Annotated in this window: 14 protein-coding genes and 1 other RNA gene; 6 read left to right on the plus strand and 9 right to left on the minus strand. The window is 32.3% G+C overall.

Annotation, left to right across the window (positions count from 1 at the left end; all coding sequences use genetic code 11):
- Nucleotides 1-24: 24 nt before the first annotated feature.
- Entirely contained in the window at nucleotides 25-1,593 is a 1,569-nt protein-coding gene (locus OD917_RS00090) for a RagB/SusD family nutrient uptake outer membrane protein (RefSeq protein WP_263521520.1), read from the minus strand.
- A gap of 10 nt (nucleotides 1,594-1,603) precedes the next feature.
- Complete coding sequence (locus OD917_RS00095; RefSeq protein WP_263521521.1) at nucleotides 1,604-4,633, minus strand: SusC/RagA family TonB-linked outer membrane protein; 3,030 nt, start codon at nucleotides 4,631-4,633, stop codon at nucleotides 1,604-1,606.
- A gap of 275 nt (nucleotides 4,634-4,908) precedes the next feature.
- Here OD917_RS00095 and OD917_RS00100 point away from each other — a divergent pair, with 275 nt between their 5' ends.
- The 3 genes from OD917_RS00100 to OD917_RS00110 all read left to right on the plus strand — a co-directional run bounded on the left by OD917_RS00100 (nucleotide 4,909) and on the right by OD917_RS00110 (nucleotide 8,296).
- Nucleotides 4,909-5,961: a sensor histidine kinase gene (locus OD917_RS00100; protein WP_263521522.1), complete on the plus strand. Its 1,053-nt coding sequence runs from the start codon at nucleotides 4,909-4,911 to the stop codon at nucleotides 5,959-5,961.
- Nucleotides 5,951-6,652 carry a LytR/AlgR family response regulator transcription factor gene (locus OD917_RS00105; protein ID WP_057116473.1) on the plus strand — a complete coding sequence of 234 codons (702 nt, stop codon included), beginning with the start codon at nucleotides 5,951-5,953 and terminating at the stop codon, nucleotides 6,650-6,652. Before OD917_RS00100 ends, OD917_RS00105 begins: the two co-directional genes overlap by 11 nt.
- Before the next feature lie 174 nt (nucleotides 6,653-6,826).
- A complete protein-coding gene (locus OD917_RS00110; RefSeq protein WP_263521523.1) occupies nucleotides 6,827-8,296 on the plus strand; it encodes an MFS transporter in 1,470 nt (489 codons plus the stop codon).
- A 110-nt stretch (nucleotides 8,297-8,406) separates the two neighbouring features.
- Here OD917_RS00110 and OD917_RS00115 read toward each other — a convergent pair whose 3' ends face one another.
- From OD917_RS00115 to ffs, 6 genes are all read right to left on the minus strand, one after another.
- A complete protein-coding gene (locus tag OD917_RS00115; protein WP_263521524.1) occupies nucleotides 8,407-8,904 on the minus strand; it encodes a hypothetical protein in 498 nt (165 codons plus the stop codon).
- Between the two features lie 91 nt (nucleotides 8,905-8,995).
- Nucleotides 8,996-9,652, minus strand: coding sequence for a fructose-6-phosphate aldolase (fsa, locus tag OD917_RS00120; RefSeq protein ID WP_111285224.1), 657 nt, complete (start codon nucleotides 9,650-9,652; stop codon nucleotides 8,996-8,998).
- Between the two features lie 287 nt (nucleotides 9,653-9,939).
- On the minus strand, nucleotides 9,940-10,137 hold the full coding sequence (locus OD917_RS00125) for a hypothetical protein (protein WP_263521525.1): 198 nt from the start codon (nucleotides 10,135-10,137) through the stop codon (nucleotides 9,940-9,942).
- Between the two features lie 4 nt (nucleotides 10,138-10,141).
- Entirely contained in the window at nucleotides 10,142-10,945 is an 804-nt protein-coding gene (locus OD917_RS00130) for an SDR family oxidoreductase (protein WP_263521526.1), read from the minus strand.
- A gap of 18 nt (nucleotides 10,946-10,963) precedes the next feature.
- Complete coding sequence (locus OD917_RS00135) at nucleotides 10,964-11,341, minus strand: hypothetical protein (protein WP_263521527.1); 378 nt, start codon at nucleotides 11,339-11,341, stop codon at nucleotides 10,964-10,966.
- Nucleotides 11,342-11,418: 77 nt separating this feature from the next.
- Nucleotides 11,419-11,516: signal recognition particle sRNA small type (ffs, locus tag OD917_RS00140), an RNA gene on the minus strand.
- A gap of 88 nt (nucleotides 11,517-11,604) precedes the next feature.
- On the opposite strand from ffs, the gene OD917_RS00145 reads away from it, so the two are divergent.
- Both OD917_RS00145 and hutI read left to right on the plus strand, forming a co-directional pair.
- Nucleotides 11,605-12,654, plus strand: coding sequence for a glutaminyl-peptide cyclotransferase (locus tag OD917_RS00145; protein ID WP_263521528.1), 1,050 nt, complete (start codon nucleotides 11,605-11,607; stop codon nucleotides 12,652-12,654).
- Nucleotides 12,655-12,748: 94 nt separating this feature from the next.
- Entirely contained in the window at nucleotides 12,749-13,987 is a 1,239-nt protein-coding gene (hutI, locus tag OD917_RS00150) for an imidazolonepropionase (RefSeq protein WP_263521529.1), read from the plus strand.
- A gap of 163 nt (nucleotides 13,988-14,150) precedes the next feature.
- Here hutI and OD917_RS00155 read toward each other — a convergent pair whose 3' ends face one another.
- Nucleotides 14,151-15,029, minus strand: coding sequence for a hypothetical protein (locus tag OD917_RS00155; protein WP_263521530.1), 879 nt, complete (start codon nucleotides 15,027-15,029; stop codon nucleotides 14,151-14,153).
- 99 nt (nucleotides 15,030-15,128) lie between these two features.
- Here OD917_RS00155 and OD917_RS00160 point away from each other — a divergent pair, with 99 nt between their 5' ends.
- Entirely contained in the window at nucleotides 15,129-16,172 is a 1,044-nt protein-coding gene (locus OD917_RS00160) for a formimidoylglutamase (protein WP_263521531.1), read from the plus strand.
- Nucleotides 16,173-16,220: the final 48 nt, after the last annotated feature.

Below are 16,220 nucleotides of genomic sequence, written 5' to 3' on the forward strand. Positions count from 1 at the left end.
AACTTAATATCGTTGTTTTTTCTCTTAGAAGTTTGCTTTATTAACATCCCACCAAAGTCTAGTGCCTCCGTTATCTAACCCTCCTAATGCTGCAACTCCAGACTCAACCCCACTAGGGTTATTTGCAACTTCAGATTGTGCAAATGGTAATCTTCTTACTCCAAATTCTGTAGTAATTAGGCCTCCACTTCTATTGTTTGCAATTCTGAATAATTTTGGATAACCTGTTCTTCTATACTCAGACCAAGCCTCTTGTCCATCAGGGTATGTAGCAATCCATTTCTGAGTAATAATTTTTTCAAGGTTCTCTTCATTAGTAGTTCCCCATGCAACTGTAACTTTAGAAACTGCAGGAGTATTATTTGCTGGAAATAACGGATCTACATAATCAAGAGGTTTTTTAGTATTGTCTGCCGCGTAAGCAGATGCTCCATTAACACCATTTTCTTCAAAAGATGCCGCAATACCTGCTTCATACAATTCTTTACCAGTTCCACCCATGTTCCAACCTCTTAAAGCACCTTCTGCTCTTAAGAAATAAACCTCCGCAGTAGTCATCCAAGTAACTTCACCAGTTTTAGTTCTAGGTCCTGTTTGTGAAAATTTCGCATAAGTAGTACCTGTAGGATAGGTAACTCCATTTCTAATAGACGCGTACTGACCAGGTGTAATTTCTGCCGTATTCCAATATTTAGCAATACGAGGATCTTCATAACCGCCTAAGATAGACTGCATATCTGCTCCCATAAATAAACCAACCCATGAATGGCTCATTACATCAATAACGTCAAGGTTTACGGTTGGTTTTACTTTCATGACGTCTGCATTCGTTTTGAAAACACCAATTGAATGCGAAACTGCTTTTTCTGCTTCCGTTTTAGCTAAAGCAGGATCTACTTTTACAACACGCATAGCCATTCTCAAACGAAGTGAATTTGCAAATTTAACCCACTGATCATATTTCCCATCATACACCGATTGATCTGTTCCTATGAAAGCTGATGCTTCATTTGCTTCTACTCTCTTAGTCAACTCAGCTACTGCAAAGTCCAAATCTTTAAACATTTGCGTATAAATATCTTTTTGAGAATCATAAAGAACTGCTCCTAAATCACCAAATTTAGAATAAACTGCAGGACCATACATGTCTGTGATTCTCTGCATCTGCGCCACTTTAATAATTAGAGACCATGCATAAAATTGATCAAATTTACCTTCGGTTCTTTGCTTTACTTTGTACATATTAGACACAATATCTAAGTAAGCTACATCCCATGCATAACCATTCCATCCTGGATTTAAAGCATAATCGTAATTATTCTGAGTTCCAAAAGGAACAGGAGTAATCATGTAACCTGACCAACCATCTGCTTGTAAACTTTGCTGAATTTGATATTGCCAAGTAACATCAGAAATAAAAATTCTACTAAAAGAAGGTTTAAATAAACTTTTAATATTGTTATAGTCTTGTTCGATTTGACCTGTCGTAGCCCCTTCTGGGTTTGTATTTATCTCCTCAAATTTATCTGTACAACTAAACGCTGCAAGTAAAGAGAAGCATAATGCTGTTCTTTTTAATTTATTTATTGTCATGATTGTAAGATTAGAAAGTTACGTTTAAATTAAGACCAATACTTCTTGTAGATGGTAAACCAAATACATCAACTCCTTGTAAACCTTCTCCTGTACTTAATGCTACGTTTGGATCAAATGGAGCATCTTTGTAGATAAAGAATAAGTTTCTTGCAATTAATGAGATAGTTGCAGATTGTACGAATGGTAATTTATCTTTCTTGAAAGTGTATCCTATAGATACCTCTCTAACACTAACGTTGGTAGCATCGTAAACATATTCACCACTAACCCCATTTCTACCTCCAACTTGGTTGTAGTAATCTTTAGCATCCATAGTAGTTATTGGTGCTCCTGTTACTTCATTCACTGCGTTAATTTTAACTCCACCTGCATTTCTAGCATCTCCAGAAGCTTTAGAAACTCCATTTTGATCATTAATAGCTTGAGTTAAACTTAGAACTTCTCCTCCAAAACGTCCATCTAATAATACATTAGCTGTAAATGCTCCGAGTTTAAATGTGTTAGACCATCCTAACATAAAGTCAGGATTTGAATTACCAACTTCTTCCCAATCTGTTCTTTGAATAACACCATCATTAATTAATATTCTTCCTTGTGCATCTTTCTTTAAATTAACACCTTCAATAACTCCAAAAGGTCTTCCTTCAATTAATGCATATCTGTAAGTATTTGATCCTGGATCTGTAAGTGTAATTCTTCCTCCTTCTCCTTGATCAGCAGGAATATCATTTACAGTGTTCTTATTTTGAGAGTAATTTAAGCTTGTATTCCAAGTAAATTTATCTCCTCTAATAACATCAGCAAATACAACAGCTTCAAACCCTTTGTTAGTAATACTACCAGCATTGATCACATAATTGATATAACCATTTTGATTTGTTGATGGAGCAGGAACTGTCATTAATTGATTTTTTGTCTCTGAATTGTAATAAGAAAATTCAAATCCGAATCTATTATTAGAGAATCTCCACTCCGTACCTAATTCAACCTCAGATTTTAATTCTGGTTTCAAAGTAGTTCCTGGAATTGGTCCATTTGCTCCCACAATATTTCCTGCCACAATAGTGACAGTAGGATTTGTAATGAATGCAGAGATATCGTTACCAACTTGTGCATAAGTAGCTCTAACTTTTCCAAAGCTAATAGCCTCTGGCATAGTAAACATATCACTAAGAATACCAGTAAGACCAACAGAAGGATAAAAATAACTTGGTGTATCTGTATTACTTAAAGTAGAAGACCAATCATTTCTTGCAGCAACATCTAAGAATAAATAATCTTTATAGCCAAAAGTTGTAGCAGCAAATACAGATTGTACTTCTCTTTGATATGCTGTCTGTACATTAGCGTTGTTATTAACAAAATTTCCTAAAGTAAAAATATTCGCAAAAACCAATCCTCCTCCAATTCCAGAATCAAGAGTTACACCGGCAGTTTTACCGTTATTAATACTCGCACCAATTGTTCCATTAAATGAAAAATCGTCTGAAATTTTTGTATTGATAAGACCTAATATATCAGCATAATTTTGCGTAACTATAGAAGTTGTATTAAGAAATCTACCATTTGTATGTACTAATGAAGTTGCTGAAGTAGCAAACATTTCTTTTTGGAAATTACTCTCGCTTCTATTATAGCTATATCTTCCAGTTAAATGAAACCAATCTGTTAATTTATAATCTAAAGCAATTGAACCATTGAAGAAATTATTAGCATCTACAGATTTTTGTCTGTTTATCTGCCAATATGGATTTTCATTACTTTCATTTACAGTAGCAAAACCAGGATAATTTTGTACCATCATGTTTCTTGTTGGATCATAAACCTCATAATTTTTTAAATCATTCAAGCTAAAAGCTCTTGGATGACTATAAACCCCAGCAATTGGGTTAAAATACAAACCGTTTACTGGTCTATTATCAATTTCTTGAACAACATAATTTCCAGTTACAGCTACGCTAAGTCTATCATCAAAAAATTTACCTGTCTGACGAACTCCAAAATTGTTTTTCTTTAAATGATTTCCAGGAATAATTCCAGAAGCATCTGTATTAGCGTAAGTTAAACTTGTAGAATTACCATCAGTAGCTTTAGAGAAAGACATTGATGTAATTTGAGTTACCCCTGTAGTAAAGAAATCTTTAACACCACCTTGAACTTTTTGTTTAGCTCCCCAAGATCTTGAATCTCCAGGATCTGATGTATAATCTGATTGAAATTCTGGCAAATATGCAGCAGAATCAAAATTTGTTACAGAGTTCACATTAAAAGTTTCCGAACCTGCTTTTGCTTTTTTAGAAGAAAGTAAAACTACACCATTTGCTCCTTGAGAACCATATAAAACAGAAGCTGCAGCACCTTTAAGAACTGTCATTCCATCATAATCATCAGGATTGATTAATGAAGTGATGTCTCCTCCATCACGGTTACCCCCAGCTAAATCCCCAAATGTTCCATTTGGCTGCGCAGCTCCAGAGCTAACTAATGGAATACCATCGATAACGTACAAAGGCTGATTATTTACGAAAGATGAATTTCCACGAATTACAACTTTTGTAGATCCACCAAGTCCAGATGAACTTTTTGTTACAGCTACACCAGCAATCTTACCAGCAACAGTATTAATTAAGTTAGCATCTTTAACACGAGTCAACTCTTCCCCTTTAAGTTCCTGAGCTGCATAAGTCAAAGATTTTCTTGTTTTCTTAACACCTAAAGAAGTTACAACTACCTCATTTAATGCGTTAGATACTGCCTGAACCATTTTCACATTAATTGTTGCCACATCTCCTACAACGATAGTCTGAGTTTCTAGCCCTACATATGTGAAAACTAAACTTTGACCTTTTTGAACTTCAATTGTATACAATCCGTCAAAATCGGTAGTTGTTCCCTTTTGACCTCCTTGTACAGCAACAGAAGCTCCTGGTAATGGCATACCCTCAGAATCTGTAATCACACCCTTGACACTTTTTACTTGTGCAAGCGAAACTTGCGCAGTAAAAACAATCATAAAGATTAAGAAAATTTTTTTCATGTTTATTTTATTTTGTTAGTTATGAGGTAAAATTATTCTTAAGGCATTGTTAAAAAAAATAAATTAAACCAACGACAACAAAATTTAAACGAACGACATAAATCATTCAATAATACGTTTTACGAAAACGTTCTACACGAAAAATAAAGCACCAATATCCTTTTTTTGCGAAATTTTATTCAAAAAAATTGTCACTTTGCAGTTAATTGTTTAAAGTTGCACTTTATTTACATATTGTTAAGAAAAACTAAAATTGCTAAATATCTTAAAACCAATTGAAAGAAATTAAGAAAGTTAAATTTGATATTAAACTGCGAAACCATATATGGTTTTGGGGAGTATATTTTACTTTGAATTTTTTAAGATGGGGAGCTTATTTCAATGATTATCCTTATGCATTCAAATCCAATTTAATCGAATTTTCACTTGTTATACCTTTAGTATATCTTAATTTATTCGTTTTAGTTCCAAAGTATGTATTAAAGCAAAAATATATTACCTATACATTTTTATTACTTCTGAGTTTATTTGCAATTTATTTAGCGAAGACTGCTCTCACCTATTATATTATTTCCGAAAATATCTGGCCAGAAGCCAATAGAGAATATCATCCGTTTGAAATCAATCATATTGTTGCAGTTTGTATTGGAGAGTTGTATGTTTTGGCAATGGCTTCTTCAGTTTATCTTACTTTAACTTGGTTGAGAGAACGCGAAAGAAATAGGTCTTTACGAGAAAATCAGTTTAAGATTAAATTGAAATACCTTGAAAATCAAATTCAGCCACATTTCTTTTTCAATACCTTAAACAATTTATATGCGCTGTCGTTAGAGTCTTCAAAGAAAGTTCCAGATGTAATAATTAAACTTTCCAACTTAATGGAATATGTCTTATATGATGTAAAAGGAACCAAGTTTGTTCCATTAATTAAAGAAATTGATTATATTCAAAATTATATTGAAATAGAAAAACTTCGTTTTGAAAATGTCGAAGTGACAATAAATCTAGAATCAAATATTGAAGATGTAGTTGTTCCTCCACTAATTTTTATTTCATTGGTAGAAAATGCCTTTAAACATGGGGGAGTAAATAATAAAAATTTAAAAATAAAAATCAATTGTAAAGTTATCGACAACAAAATACTCGATTTTGAAATCTTAAATAATTTTGTAATTTCACAAAATGATAGTTCAAAAAAAGGTATTGGTTTAACAAATACCAAAAAAAGGCTAAAGCTCATTTATAAAAGCAATTTTAGTCTTAAACAAAAAACCAAATTAAATTTCTACATAATTAGATTACAAATACCTACTCAGAATGAAGATTAAATGCGTGTTAATTGATGATGAGCCTTTAGCTATTAAAGTCCTGCAAAATTATTTTACCAATTTTACAGATTTTGAAGTTATAGCAACATTCAATAACTCTTTAGAGGCGCTAGATTTTATCAATAGTACCGCTGTTGATGCTGTCTTTTTAGATATCAACATGCCAATGATGACAGGTTTTGAACTTATAAGTCTAATTGAAAGCAAAACCAAAGTAATTATCACAACCGCTTTTAGAGAATTTGCTGCCGAAAGTTATGATCTCGATGTATTAGATTATTTGGTAAAACCAATTCCGCTTCCAAGATTTATAAAATGCATCAATAAAATTACAACTGAGTACAATCTCAAAAACAATATTAAAGTAGAAACCACAAAAGGAGATTCTCATATTTTTATTAAAGTCGATAAAAAAATGATGAAAATTAATATTGAAGAAATTCTATTTGTTGAAGGAATGAAGGAATATATAAAAGTCGTTACTCCTGATAAAACCTATATTACGCATAAATCTCTTACATCATTATCTGAAGAATTACCTGCAGATCGCTTCCTTAGAATTCATAAATCTTATGTAATTGCACTAAATAAGGTGAAATCTATTGAAGGAAACCGTGTGCAAATACAATCTTATAACATTCCAATAGGCCGAAACTACAGCAAAGAGGTCAAAAATAAGATACTCGAATAAAATATAATTGCGAATTACATTTTCTAAGTAGGTTAAAATTAACACTTTGTTGAAAAAACACTGTCGTTGGTTTAAATTTAACATTATTTATGCCTTTTTATTTTTTTTTGATAATCCTAACAAATATATTTACGGTCTTCAAAAAACAAATAATAAAAAATTAACCTCATTATTATGACTTCAGAAAATGTACAAACCAAATGGGGACAATTTATCTCTTTGATAATTGTTTTCTTCTTTTGGGGTTTCGTTGGATCTGCCAATGATATCCTGATTCCAGTATTCAAAAAAGTATTTACGTTATCGCAAGTACAATCACAATTAGTAGCATGGGCTTTCTATGCAGCTTACTTTGTGGGATCAATTATATTCTTCATCGTTTCATTAAAAGTAGACGTTTTACAAAAATACGGCTACAAAAGAACATTGTCTGCAGGATTAATTTTATCTGCTGTAGGTTCATTTTTATTCGTACCAGCTGCTACAATTCAAAGTTTCCCTTTCTTCTTAACAGCTTTATTTACAGTAGGACTAGGATTCTCGATTCAGCAAATTGTAGCAAATCCATTAGCAATTAAAATGGGAAGTCCAGAAACTGGAGCGCACCGTTTAACTCTTGCTGGAGGAATCAACTCTTTCGGAACAACAATCGGTGCGATTTTATTAGGTATCGCTTTGTTTGGAATGGGAGACAATAAAAAAACAGCTCTTTCTTTAGAAGATATTAAATTACCTTTTATTATTTTAGGATTGGCTTTTATTGCGGTTGCTGTATTTATGAATTTCTCAAAAATCGAAGATCCAGTAAAAGAGGAAGAAGCAGTAATTAAAGACAAACACAGTAGTTTTAACATTCTTGACTATCCACAATTATATTTGGGTATGTTAGGGATTTTTATTTATGTAGGTACTGAGGTAACTATCATTAGTAATTTACCAGCTTTATTACACACATCTGAGTTCGGAAATGTACTAGAAGACGCTGTTGCACCATTTATTGCATTGTACTGGGGAAGTTTAATGATCGGTCGTTGGAATGGTGGAGCAAACGTATTCAACACTTCAAACCTAGTAAATACTGCACTTAAATTTATCGTTCCAGCTGTAGCTTTTGGAGTAATTATTGGAGCAAATATCTTTGCTGCACACGATGTTTCTTCATTCTATATCTACCCAATCTGGATTTTATTATTTATCGCTGTAAGTTTTGTTGGTGGTAAAAACGCTGGAAAAACATTAATGCTTTTCGGAATTTCAGGATTAACAATGATGGTATTAGGATTAGCTTGGCCAAACCCAGAAATTGCTAAATTCTTCTTTATCTCAGGAGGTTTATTCTTGTCTATCATGTGGCCATCAATCTTCGATTTAGCAATTGCTGGTTTAGGAAAAAACACAGGAAAAGCATCTTCTTTCTTAATCATGATGATTCTTGGAGGTGGAGTTATTCCATTAGTTCAAGGAAGTATCTGTGATTTAGACGCAACAAATCCAAACGGAATTTTTGGTATCACTTACACTCACTTCTCTTACATTGTACCACTTATTGGTTTTGCATATTTGGGATTCTACGGCTTCTACTGCCCTAAAATCTTGAAAAAACAAGGAATCAGCCACGTACAAAGCGAAGGTGGCGGACACTAAAAATTAGAAAAATCCAATATAAAAATCCAAATTCCAATTACTCCAATAGGAATTTGGATTTTTTATTTCCAAAAAAGCAAAGACCTTTAAACCTTGCTACTCTCAACCTTTTATTTAGCATTAATTATATTGCTCAAATTCTTCTTAAAGACAGCTTTATTTTGTGCCGTTAAAGAGTAAACAACATCTTTATCAGCATGAATAATTACTTTATCAATATCTGCGTTTAAAAGCGCTTGAGGATCTTTAATCTTAAGTGTGCAAGCGCCATCAAAAAAGCCATCATCTTCAATAGTTTTTCTAGCTTCTATAACAGTTCCATCACTTAAAACTGCAGAAATAGTCATTTCACTATTTAATGTTTTCGAATAAAAACCGTCCATAACCAACAAAAGTCGATACGAGTTTTTTAATTCAGGGCCTTTAAACTCATGTCTGGTAATATTATAGCGAAGACCTTTGGCAAGAGTTTGAAATTTAACCGAACAATCTAATTCAAAAGTAGCAACATCACCCGCTTCATTTACTGAAGTAATAACTTTAGCAGCTTGGGCGTTTACAGAAAAACTCGCTACAAAAAAAGACAATATAAGCACTATAACTTTCATATCTAATGGTTTAAGATTCAATATAAAAGTAAAAAAAATCGTCTCTTCTCGTTAGAAAAAAGACGATTTTTATTTTGTAAGTATCTAAAGATTACTTGTTTCCTTTCTCGAAGTCAGCAACAAACTGAGCTAAACCGATATCTGTTAATGGGTGTTTCAACAATCCGTAAATTGCAGAAAGCGGTCCAGTCATAACATCAGCACCAATTTTAGCACAGTTAACAATGTGCATTGTGTGACGTACAGAAGCTGCTAAAATTTGAGTTTCGTAACCGTAGTTATCGTAAACCTCTCTAATTTCTTGAATCAAGTTTAATCCGTCAGTAGAAACATCATCTAAACGTCCAACGAATGGAGAAACGTAAGTAGCTCCAGCTTTAGCAGCCAATAAAGCTTGTCCTACAGAGAAAACAAGAGTTACGTTAGTTTTAATTCCTTTATCAGAAAAGTATTTTGCTGCCATAACTCCTTCTTTAGTCATAGGAAGTTTTACAACAATCTGCTCATGCAATTCAGCTAACTCCTCGCCTTCCTTAACCATACCTTCAAAGTCAAGAGCGTTAACTTCAGCACTTACGTCACCATCTACTAGGTTGCAAATGTCAACATAATGCTTAAGGATATTGTTTTTTCCGGTAATACCTTCTTTTGCCATTAATGACGGATTAGTCGTTACTCCATCCAAAACTCCTAAAGCTTGTGCTTCTTTAATTTGAGCTAAATTAGCTGTGTCTATAAAAAATTTCATAATTTGTTTAATTAAAAATGGTTTGTTCGTAATTATATCTTTGAAAAAATTTTCTTCAAATAAATTCTTTTAAAGAAATCTAGCTGCAAAATTACAAAATCAATATCAATAAAGATTTTAAAATTAAAACCATTTTAAAATTATATGTTAAAAATAAGTGTATTTTTTACATTTTTAACAAACCTTACACTATTAGAAAGTTTTTTCTTATATGTTTTTATAAAACTAAGAATCAAAAAATACAATTTGATTAAACTAAGATGATCTAAAGAAACTTAATTCTAAGATTATTTTGAATTATTTCTATTTAATTCCTTTAATTCATCTCTAATTTCTTCAAGAACTTTCAAAGTATCTTCTTTATAAGCTTCAGAATTATTGATTTTATCACTTACCGAACCCAAAATTCTTCGAATTACAAACCAAATAACAACTAAAAATAAAACTCCTAAAATAGTCGGTAAAAATTCATTAAACTTATCCATAATATTAAAGTTTATAGTGATTCATTAACATTTTCTCGTAAACTTTATCTGGAAGCGCTCGTTTCAAAACAATTGAAAACTTTTGCATAAAAGCTCCCACTTTATAATGCACATTTGGTTTTTTTGTTTGAATGATTTTATAAACCGCTTCTGCCATTTCATTTGGATTACTTCCTGCATCCACGTGATCATTCATTGTTGCTAGAACTTCGCCATAAACCTTTTCATAAGCCGAATCTTTAATCACTGGTGCGTGATAACGTCCTGCAGCAATATTGGTTGCGAAATCTCCAGGCGCCACATTCGTAATTTCGATTCCAAAAGCCTTTACCTCCATTCTTAAAGCTTCTGTAATCAATTCCAAAGCGCCTTTTGATGCAGAATAAACACTTCTATAAGGAAGTCCCATATAACCTGCAATCGAAGTAATATTGATAATAAGTCCCGAATTTTGCTTACGCATTTGCGGTAGTGAAGCTTTCATAACTTCAATTGGTCCAAAAAAGTTAGTCTCAAAATTATTTCTAATTTCTTCTGTTGGAATTTCTTCTAAAGGTCCTGTAATTCCAACTCCAGCGTTATTAATTACAATATCTAATCTTCCAGAAGTTTCGATAATTTTGTTTACCGCTGTTTTAATAGAATCAGAATTTCGAACATCTAAAGCAACCAAAGGAAAAACTGAATTTAAAACTTTCTCAGGATTTCTGCTTGTTCCGTACACAACGAAACCCTTTTGATGTAAAAATTCACCAATAGATTTTCCAATTCCTGATGATCCTCCGGTAATTAAAACGACTTTGCTCATTTTTTAAGTTATAAGTTTTTAATGGTCTAACCAGTATTTAAATTCAAGTTTAGATTCTAACTCTTTTATCAATATTGAATCTTTAATTTCCTTAGAAAAATCCACAATAATCTTATTCGGATTAATGGTGGAATAATCTACTAGATAATATTTATTTAAAGCAGATTTGCTGTTTTCTGGACATCCACCTGGGCTATTTCTATACAATTTACCATCAACACAATATTTCACAAATGCCTCAGTAGATTTTGGAAATTGTTTACAGAACGTATATTTACAAATTGTTTGCCCTCGATTTTCTTTAATTTCTTTTTTATAATTAAAACCTCTAATAAAAAGATATCCAAAGCCAACAACTAGAATAATTAAAACTATTTTTGAAAGTTTCTCGCTCATATTAAGTTTACAGATGTCCAAAAATAAAAAAATCTTCCAGAAGGAAGATTACAAATTAATTAATTCTAAAAAATAAAAAATGGCAAGCGACCTACATCGCACCGCTCAACCACGTACCCTTGCTATGTTCCCATCCTGGGGGAGTCTGCAGGAGCTGGTCGTGTAGGACTTGCCGGTGCAAATATACAACCTTTTTATATTTTTGCAAGACCTTTGTTGCTATAAAAATATCGTCGTATATTGCCTTATTCAAATTTTAAACTATGAAAAAATATAACTTCCTAGCTGTCATTTTATTAGGAATCACATTAATCGGATGTGGAGATACAAAAAAAGGTGAAAATTCTTTATTTACTATCGATGAATCAGCTTTTCCGGCTCATTTTACGCAAAAAGAAGCGCTTACAATTGGAATTTTAAACCCAAATTCGAAAGAAATCGACAGCGTTGCCTACTTCATAAACGATAAAAAAGTTGGAAGCAAAAAGGGTACTGAAGAATTTAGATTTGAATTAATAGATCAAAAATTAGGTTATCAATACCTAAAAGCTACGGTTTATTTTGGTGGAGATTCTTCTGATGCAACTAAAAGAATTGAGGTTGTTTCTGACATCGAACCTAAATTATTAAACTATAAAATTGTAAACACTTTTGCACATGATACGACAGCTTTTACAGAAGGATTAGAATTTCATGACGGAAGGCTTTTTGAAAGTACAGGACAAAAAGGTGATTCTTACTTTAGAGAAGTAGATTATAAAACAGGAAAAGTGATCAAACAAGTTGATCTTCCAAAAGAATATTTTGGTGAAGGAATCACTTTTTTTGGTGGCAAAATATACCAATTAACGTGGCAGGAAAAAACGGGCTATATTTATGATGCCAACACATTCAAATTAGAAAAAACATTTAAATACGATAAAGACATTGAAGGCTGGGGAATGACACACGATGACAAATACATCTATCATTCTGATGGGACAGAGAAAATTTGGAAAATGGATCCTGCAACTCAAAAATTAATTGATTACATCAATGTATATTCTGGAACTTCAAAAATCAAAGCTATTAATGAATTAGAATTAATTGACGGCAAATTCTACGCTAATGTTTGGCAGAAAGATGCTATTGCGGTTGTAAATCCAGAATCTGGAGCGGTTGAAAAAATCTTAAATCTTTCAGGTTTACGTAAATCTTTAAAAGCTAAAAATGCTGAAGTTTTAAACGGTATTGCTTACAATCCAGCTACAAAAACTATTTTCGTTACAGGTAAATACTGGGATAAAATATTTGAAATTACAGTTTCGGAATAATTCAAATACAAAAACAATTTTACGAATTTCACAAATTTTCACTTATTCATAAGGGAAAATTTGTGAAATTTGTGTTTTATAACAAATTCATTTAATGATCACTTTAATCACAAACATACAAGAACTGCTACAAGTTCGTGAAACTTCAATTACTAAAGTTTCGGGTTCTGAAATGGCGAAACTTCCAACAATTAAAAATGCTTTTTTAGTATTAAAAGACAATTTGATTGAAGATTTCGGATCAATGGAAAATCTTCCTGAAATCAAAGCAGATAAAACAATTGATGCCACTAGAAAAGTTGTTCTTCCGTCTTGGTGTGACAGCCACACACATATTGTTTATGCAGGAAATCGTGAACAAGAATTTGTAGACCGAATCAACGGACTTTCTTATGAAGAAATCGCTAATCGTGGTGGTGGAATTTTAAATTCGGCTAAAAAACTAAACGAAACTTCTGAAGAAGAGATTTACGAACAATCTAAAATCCGTTTAGAAGAAGTAATGCATTTGGGAACTGGAGCAGTTGAAATTAAATCTGGTTACGGATTAACGATTGAAGGCGAGCTGAAAATGCTTCGCGTCATTAAAAAACTAGCAGAAAATTATCCAATTTCAATCAAAGCTACTTTTTTGGGCGCTCATGCTTTTCCAACTCATTATAAAGAAAATAAAGCTGGTTATATTGACGAAATCATTACTAAAATGATTCCTGAAATTGCTAAAAACAGACTAGCAGATTATGTAGATGTTTTCTGCGAAAGCGGTTATTTTTCTGTAGAAGAAACAGAAAAAATCATGCAGGCAGGAATTGAATTCGGCTTAAAGCCAAAAATTCACGTTAATCAATTTAATTCTATTGGCGGAATTCAGGCTGGAGTTAAGTTTAATGCGCTTTCTGTAGATCATCTTGAAGTTATGAATCCAGAAGACATTGAAGCTTTAAAAGAAACAGAAACAATGCCTGTCGCTTTACCTTCTTGTTCTTATTTTTTAAGCATTCCGTACACGCCAGCTCGAGAAATGATAAAAGCTGGATTACCTTTAGCATTGGCAACAGATTTCAACCCTGGCTCTACTCCATCTGGAAATATGAATTTTGTCGTTGCAACGGCTTGCATCAAAATGAAAATGACTCCAGAAGAAGCAATAAATGCTGCTACAATAAATGGAGCATACGCAATGGGACTTTCAGAAACACATGGAAGTATTACAAAAGGCAAAAAAGCCAATTTAATTTTAACCAAACCTATTTCTTCATATTATCAAATTCCTTACGCTTTTGGAAGCAATTTAATCGAATCTGTTTTTGTTGAGGGAAAAATTTTAGAATAATGGCAACGATTTAAACATAACCCATGGTTTCAATAACGGGAAACATATTGTTTAGCCCGTTTCTTTATAAAAGCAACAATAAAACCATTCAGATTAGTCCATAAAAAAGGTCTGTGAAATCACAGACCTTTAATATCTTAAGTGGTATTTTTCCTTCGGCTGATTATCTTAAGCTGAAACTAGTTTTAGAAACCAATTCGTCGTTATCAAAGATATTGATGAAGTAAGTTCCTTTTGCGAAATCTTTTCCAGGAAGATCTTCACTTACATTAACGCTTTTGTTTTCGTATTTTACTGTAGTTTTAAAGCTGTAAGTTAATGAATTATCTCCAAAGCTTTCTGTTTTCTTTTCGCCTAAAACATTGTTTTTAGCATCAATTACCTGTACATAATAAGTTTTATCACCAGATTTTGCAATTTGGTTTTCAGCAATTGTAAAACTAACTTTTAAGATGTCTGCACGACTTGCTTTATCTGTTTCAACTTGTTTTCCTGAGCTTTTCAATTTGTAAGCTGAAGTTTTAGTATTTAAAACTGATAATTTAGAACCTCTTTCTACAGTTTTAGCTAACTCTTCGTTTTGACCAACTAATACTTCATTGTATTTTTTTGATTCTCCTAAAACCACAATAGTACTATCTCTTTGAGTTGTTAAAACACCATTTTGTTTTTTCAACTCGTCATTTTCAGCAACTAAAGTTTTCATTTTGCTTTGCATTGCCTGAACTTGAGATCTGTATTTAGAAACATCTCCTTTAGACTTGTTCAAATCATCCATTAAAGCAACTACTTTGTCTCTCTCTTGGATTAATTCGTCTGACATCGAAGTGTTTTCAGCGATTGCAGCGTCATAAGTCGCTTTTAACTCCTGCAAATCTTTCATCACAGATTCTTTCTCTGTCAAAGTTGTCGTAAGTTCTGTTTTAACTACCTCTGTATCAGAAGATAATTTAAAAATATACACTAAGCTACCAATAAGTAGGACTGCTAAAACCGCGATTACCGCCTTTAGACTTGAATTGTTGTTCTTTGGGTTTTCCATATTTTAAAAAATTTTCTTTAATAACAAATTTAAGAATTAATATAAGGTAATAACGTAAGTTTCTACAATTATATTATTTTTGGAAAATAAATTTTTTTCATGGAAAAATTAATCCCTTTCACTATAAATGATTTAGCAAAAATCACAAATCACAGAAGTGGTGAAATAAAGTTTGGAGAAAAAATGATTGTCATTCCTCCAGGGGCTGATAAAATCGATTTTCTTAAAGAAAGTGAAGCTAAATATGTGCTTTTAGGAATTCCTGAAGATATTGGCGTCCGCGCTAATTACGGAAGACCTGGAGCGGCTTCTGCATGGCAATGTGCGATCAAAAGTATTGCAAACATTCAGCATAACCGCTTTTGTAAAGGAAGCAATATTATTATTCTAGGACATATTGATGTTGCTGATGAAATGCGTGAGGTAGAAAACCTAGATTTTAACGACGTTGACGATCGATCAAAATTAAGCCAACTTGTCGAAAAAATAGATAAAGAAGTATCTCACATTATTTTTACAATTATTAAAGCTGGAAAAACACCAATTATTATTGGTGGAGGACATAATAATGCTTACGGAAATATTAAAGGTGCCGCTTTAGCGAAAGGAAAACCTGTAAATGCTATCAATTTTGATGCACATTCTGATTTTAGAATTTTAGAAGGCCGCCATAGCGGAAACGGATTTTCGTATGCATACGAGGAAGGTTTCCTGAAAAAATACTTCATTTTTGGTCTTCACGAAAATTATACTTCAAAAAGCGTTTTAGATATTATCAAAAAACTAGAAGACCGCGTTCGCTACAATACTTACGATAGCGTTAATATCAGAAAGGAAAAAGATTTTAATCGCGAAATGATTACTGCTTTAGATTTTATTAAGAATGATGCTTTTGGAATTGAAATTGACTTAGATGCCATTCCAAACATTGCAAGCAGCGCTATGACAATAAGCGGTTTTTCTGTAGAAGAATTGAGGCAATTTGTTTCTTTTTTCGCAGAACACAAAAACGCGGCTTATTTGCATATTTGCGAAGGAGCTCCAGATTTAGACAATTCTCCAAACAACAATTTAATTGGAAAATTAATTGGTTATTTAGTAACCGATTTTATTAAAGCAAACATAGAACAAACTCGAATTTAGAGCTTCTAACAGAATAAGTTCTAAAGCTTGTTTGCCAAATAAAAGCAA

The sequence above is a fragment of the Flavobacterium sp. SH_e genome (assembly GCF_025717045.1).
Lineage (GTDB): Bacteria > Bacteroidota > Bacteroidia > Flavobacteriales > Flavobacteriaceae > Flavobacterium.

Coding starts and splice junctions, on each gene's coding strand:
- OD917_RS00090 (WP_263521520.1), bottom strand. CDS start 1,593: ATGACAATAAATAAATTAAAAAGAACAGCATTATGCTTCTCTTTACTT.
- OD917_RS00095 (WP_263521521.1), bottom strand. CDS start 4,633: ATGAAAAAAATTTTCTTAATCTTTATGATTGTTTTTACTGCGCAAGTT.
- OD917_RS00105 (WP_057116473.1), top strand. CDS start 5,951: ATGAAGATTAAATGCGTGTTAATTGATGATGAGCCTTTAGCTATTAAA.
- OD917_RS00110 (WP_263521523.1), top strand. CDS start 6,827: ATGACTTCAGAAAATGTACAAACCAAATGGGGACAATTTATCTCTTTG.
- OD917_RS00115 (WP_263521524.1), bottom strand. CDS start 8,904: ATGAAAGTTATAGTGCTTATATTGTCTTTTTTTGTAGCGAGTTTTTCT.
- fsa (WP_111285224.1), bottom strand. CDS start 9,652: ATGAAATTTTTTATAGACACAGCTAATTTAGCTCAAATTAAAGAAGCA.
- OD917_RS00125 (WP_263521525.1), bottom strand. CDS start 10,137: ATGGATAAGTTTAATGAATTTTTACCGACTATTTTAGGAGTTTTATTT.
- OD917_RS00130 (WP_263521526.1), bottom strand. CDS start 10,945: ATGAGCAAAGTCGTTTTAATTACCGGAGGATCATCAGGAATTGGAAAA.
- OD917_RS00135 (WP_263521527.1), bottom strand. CDS start 11,341: ATGAGCGAGAAACTTTCAAAAATAGTTTTAATTATTCTAGTTGTTGGC.
- OD917_RS00145 (WP_263521528.1), top strand. CDS start 11,605: ATGAAAAAATATAACTTCCTAGCTGTCATTTTATTAGGAATCACATTA.
- hutI (WP_263521529.1), top strand. CDS start 12,749: ATGATCACTTTAATCACAAACATACAAGAACTGCTACAAGTTCGTGAA.
- OD917_RS00155 (WP_263521530.1), bottom strand. CDS start 15,029: ATGGAAAACCCAAAGAACAACAATTCAAGTCTAAAGGCGGTAATCGCG.
- OD917_RS00160 (WP_263521531.1), top strand. CDS start 15,129: ATGGAAAAATTAATCCCTTTCACTATAAATGATTTAGCAAAAATCACA.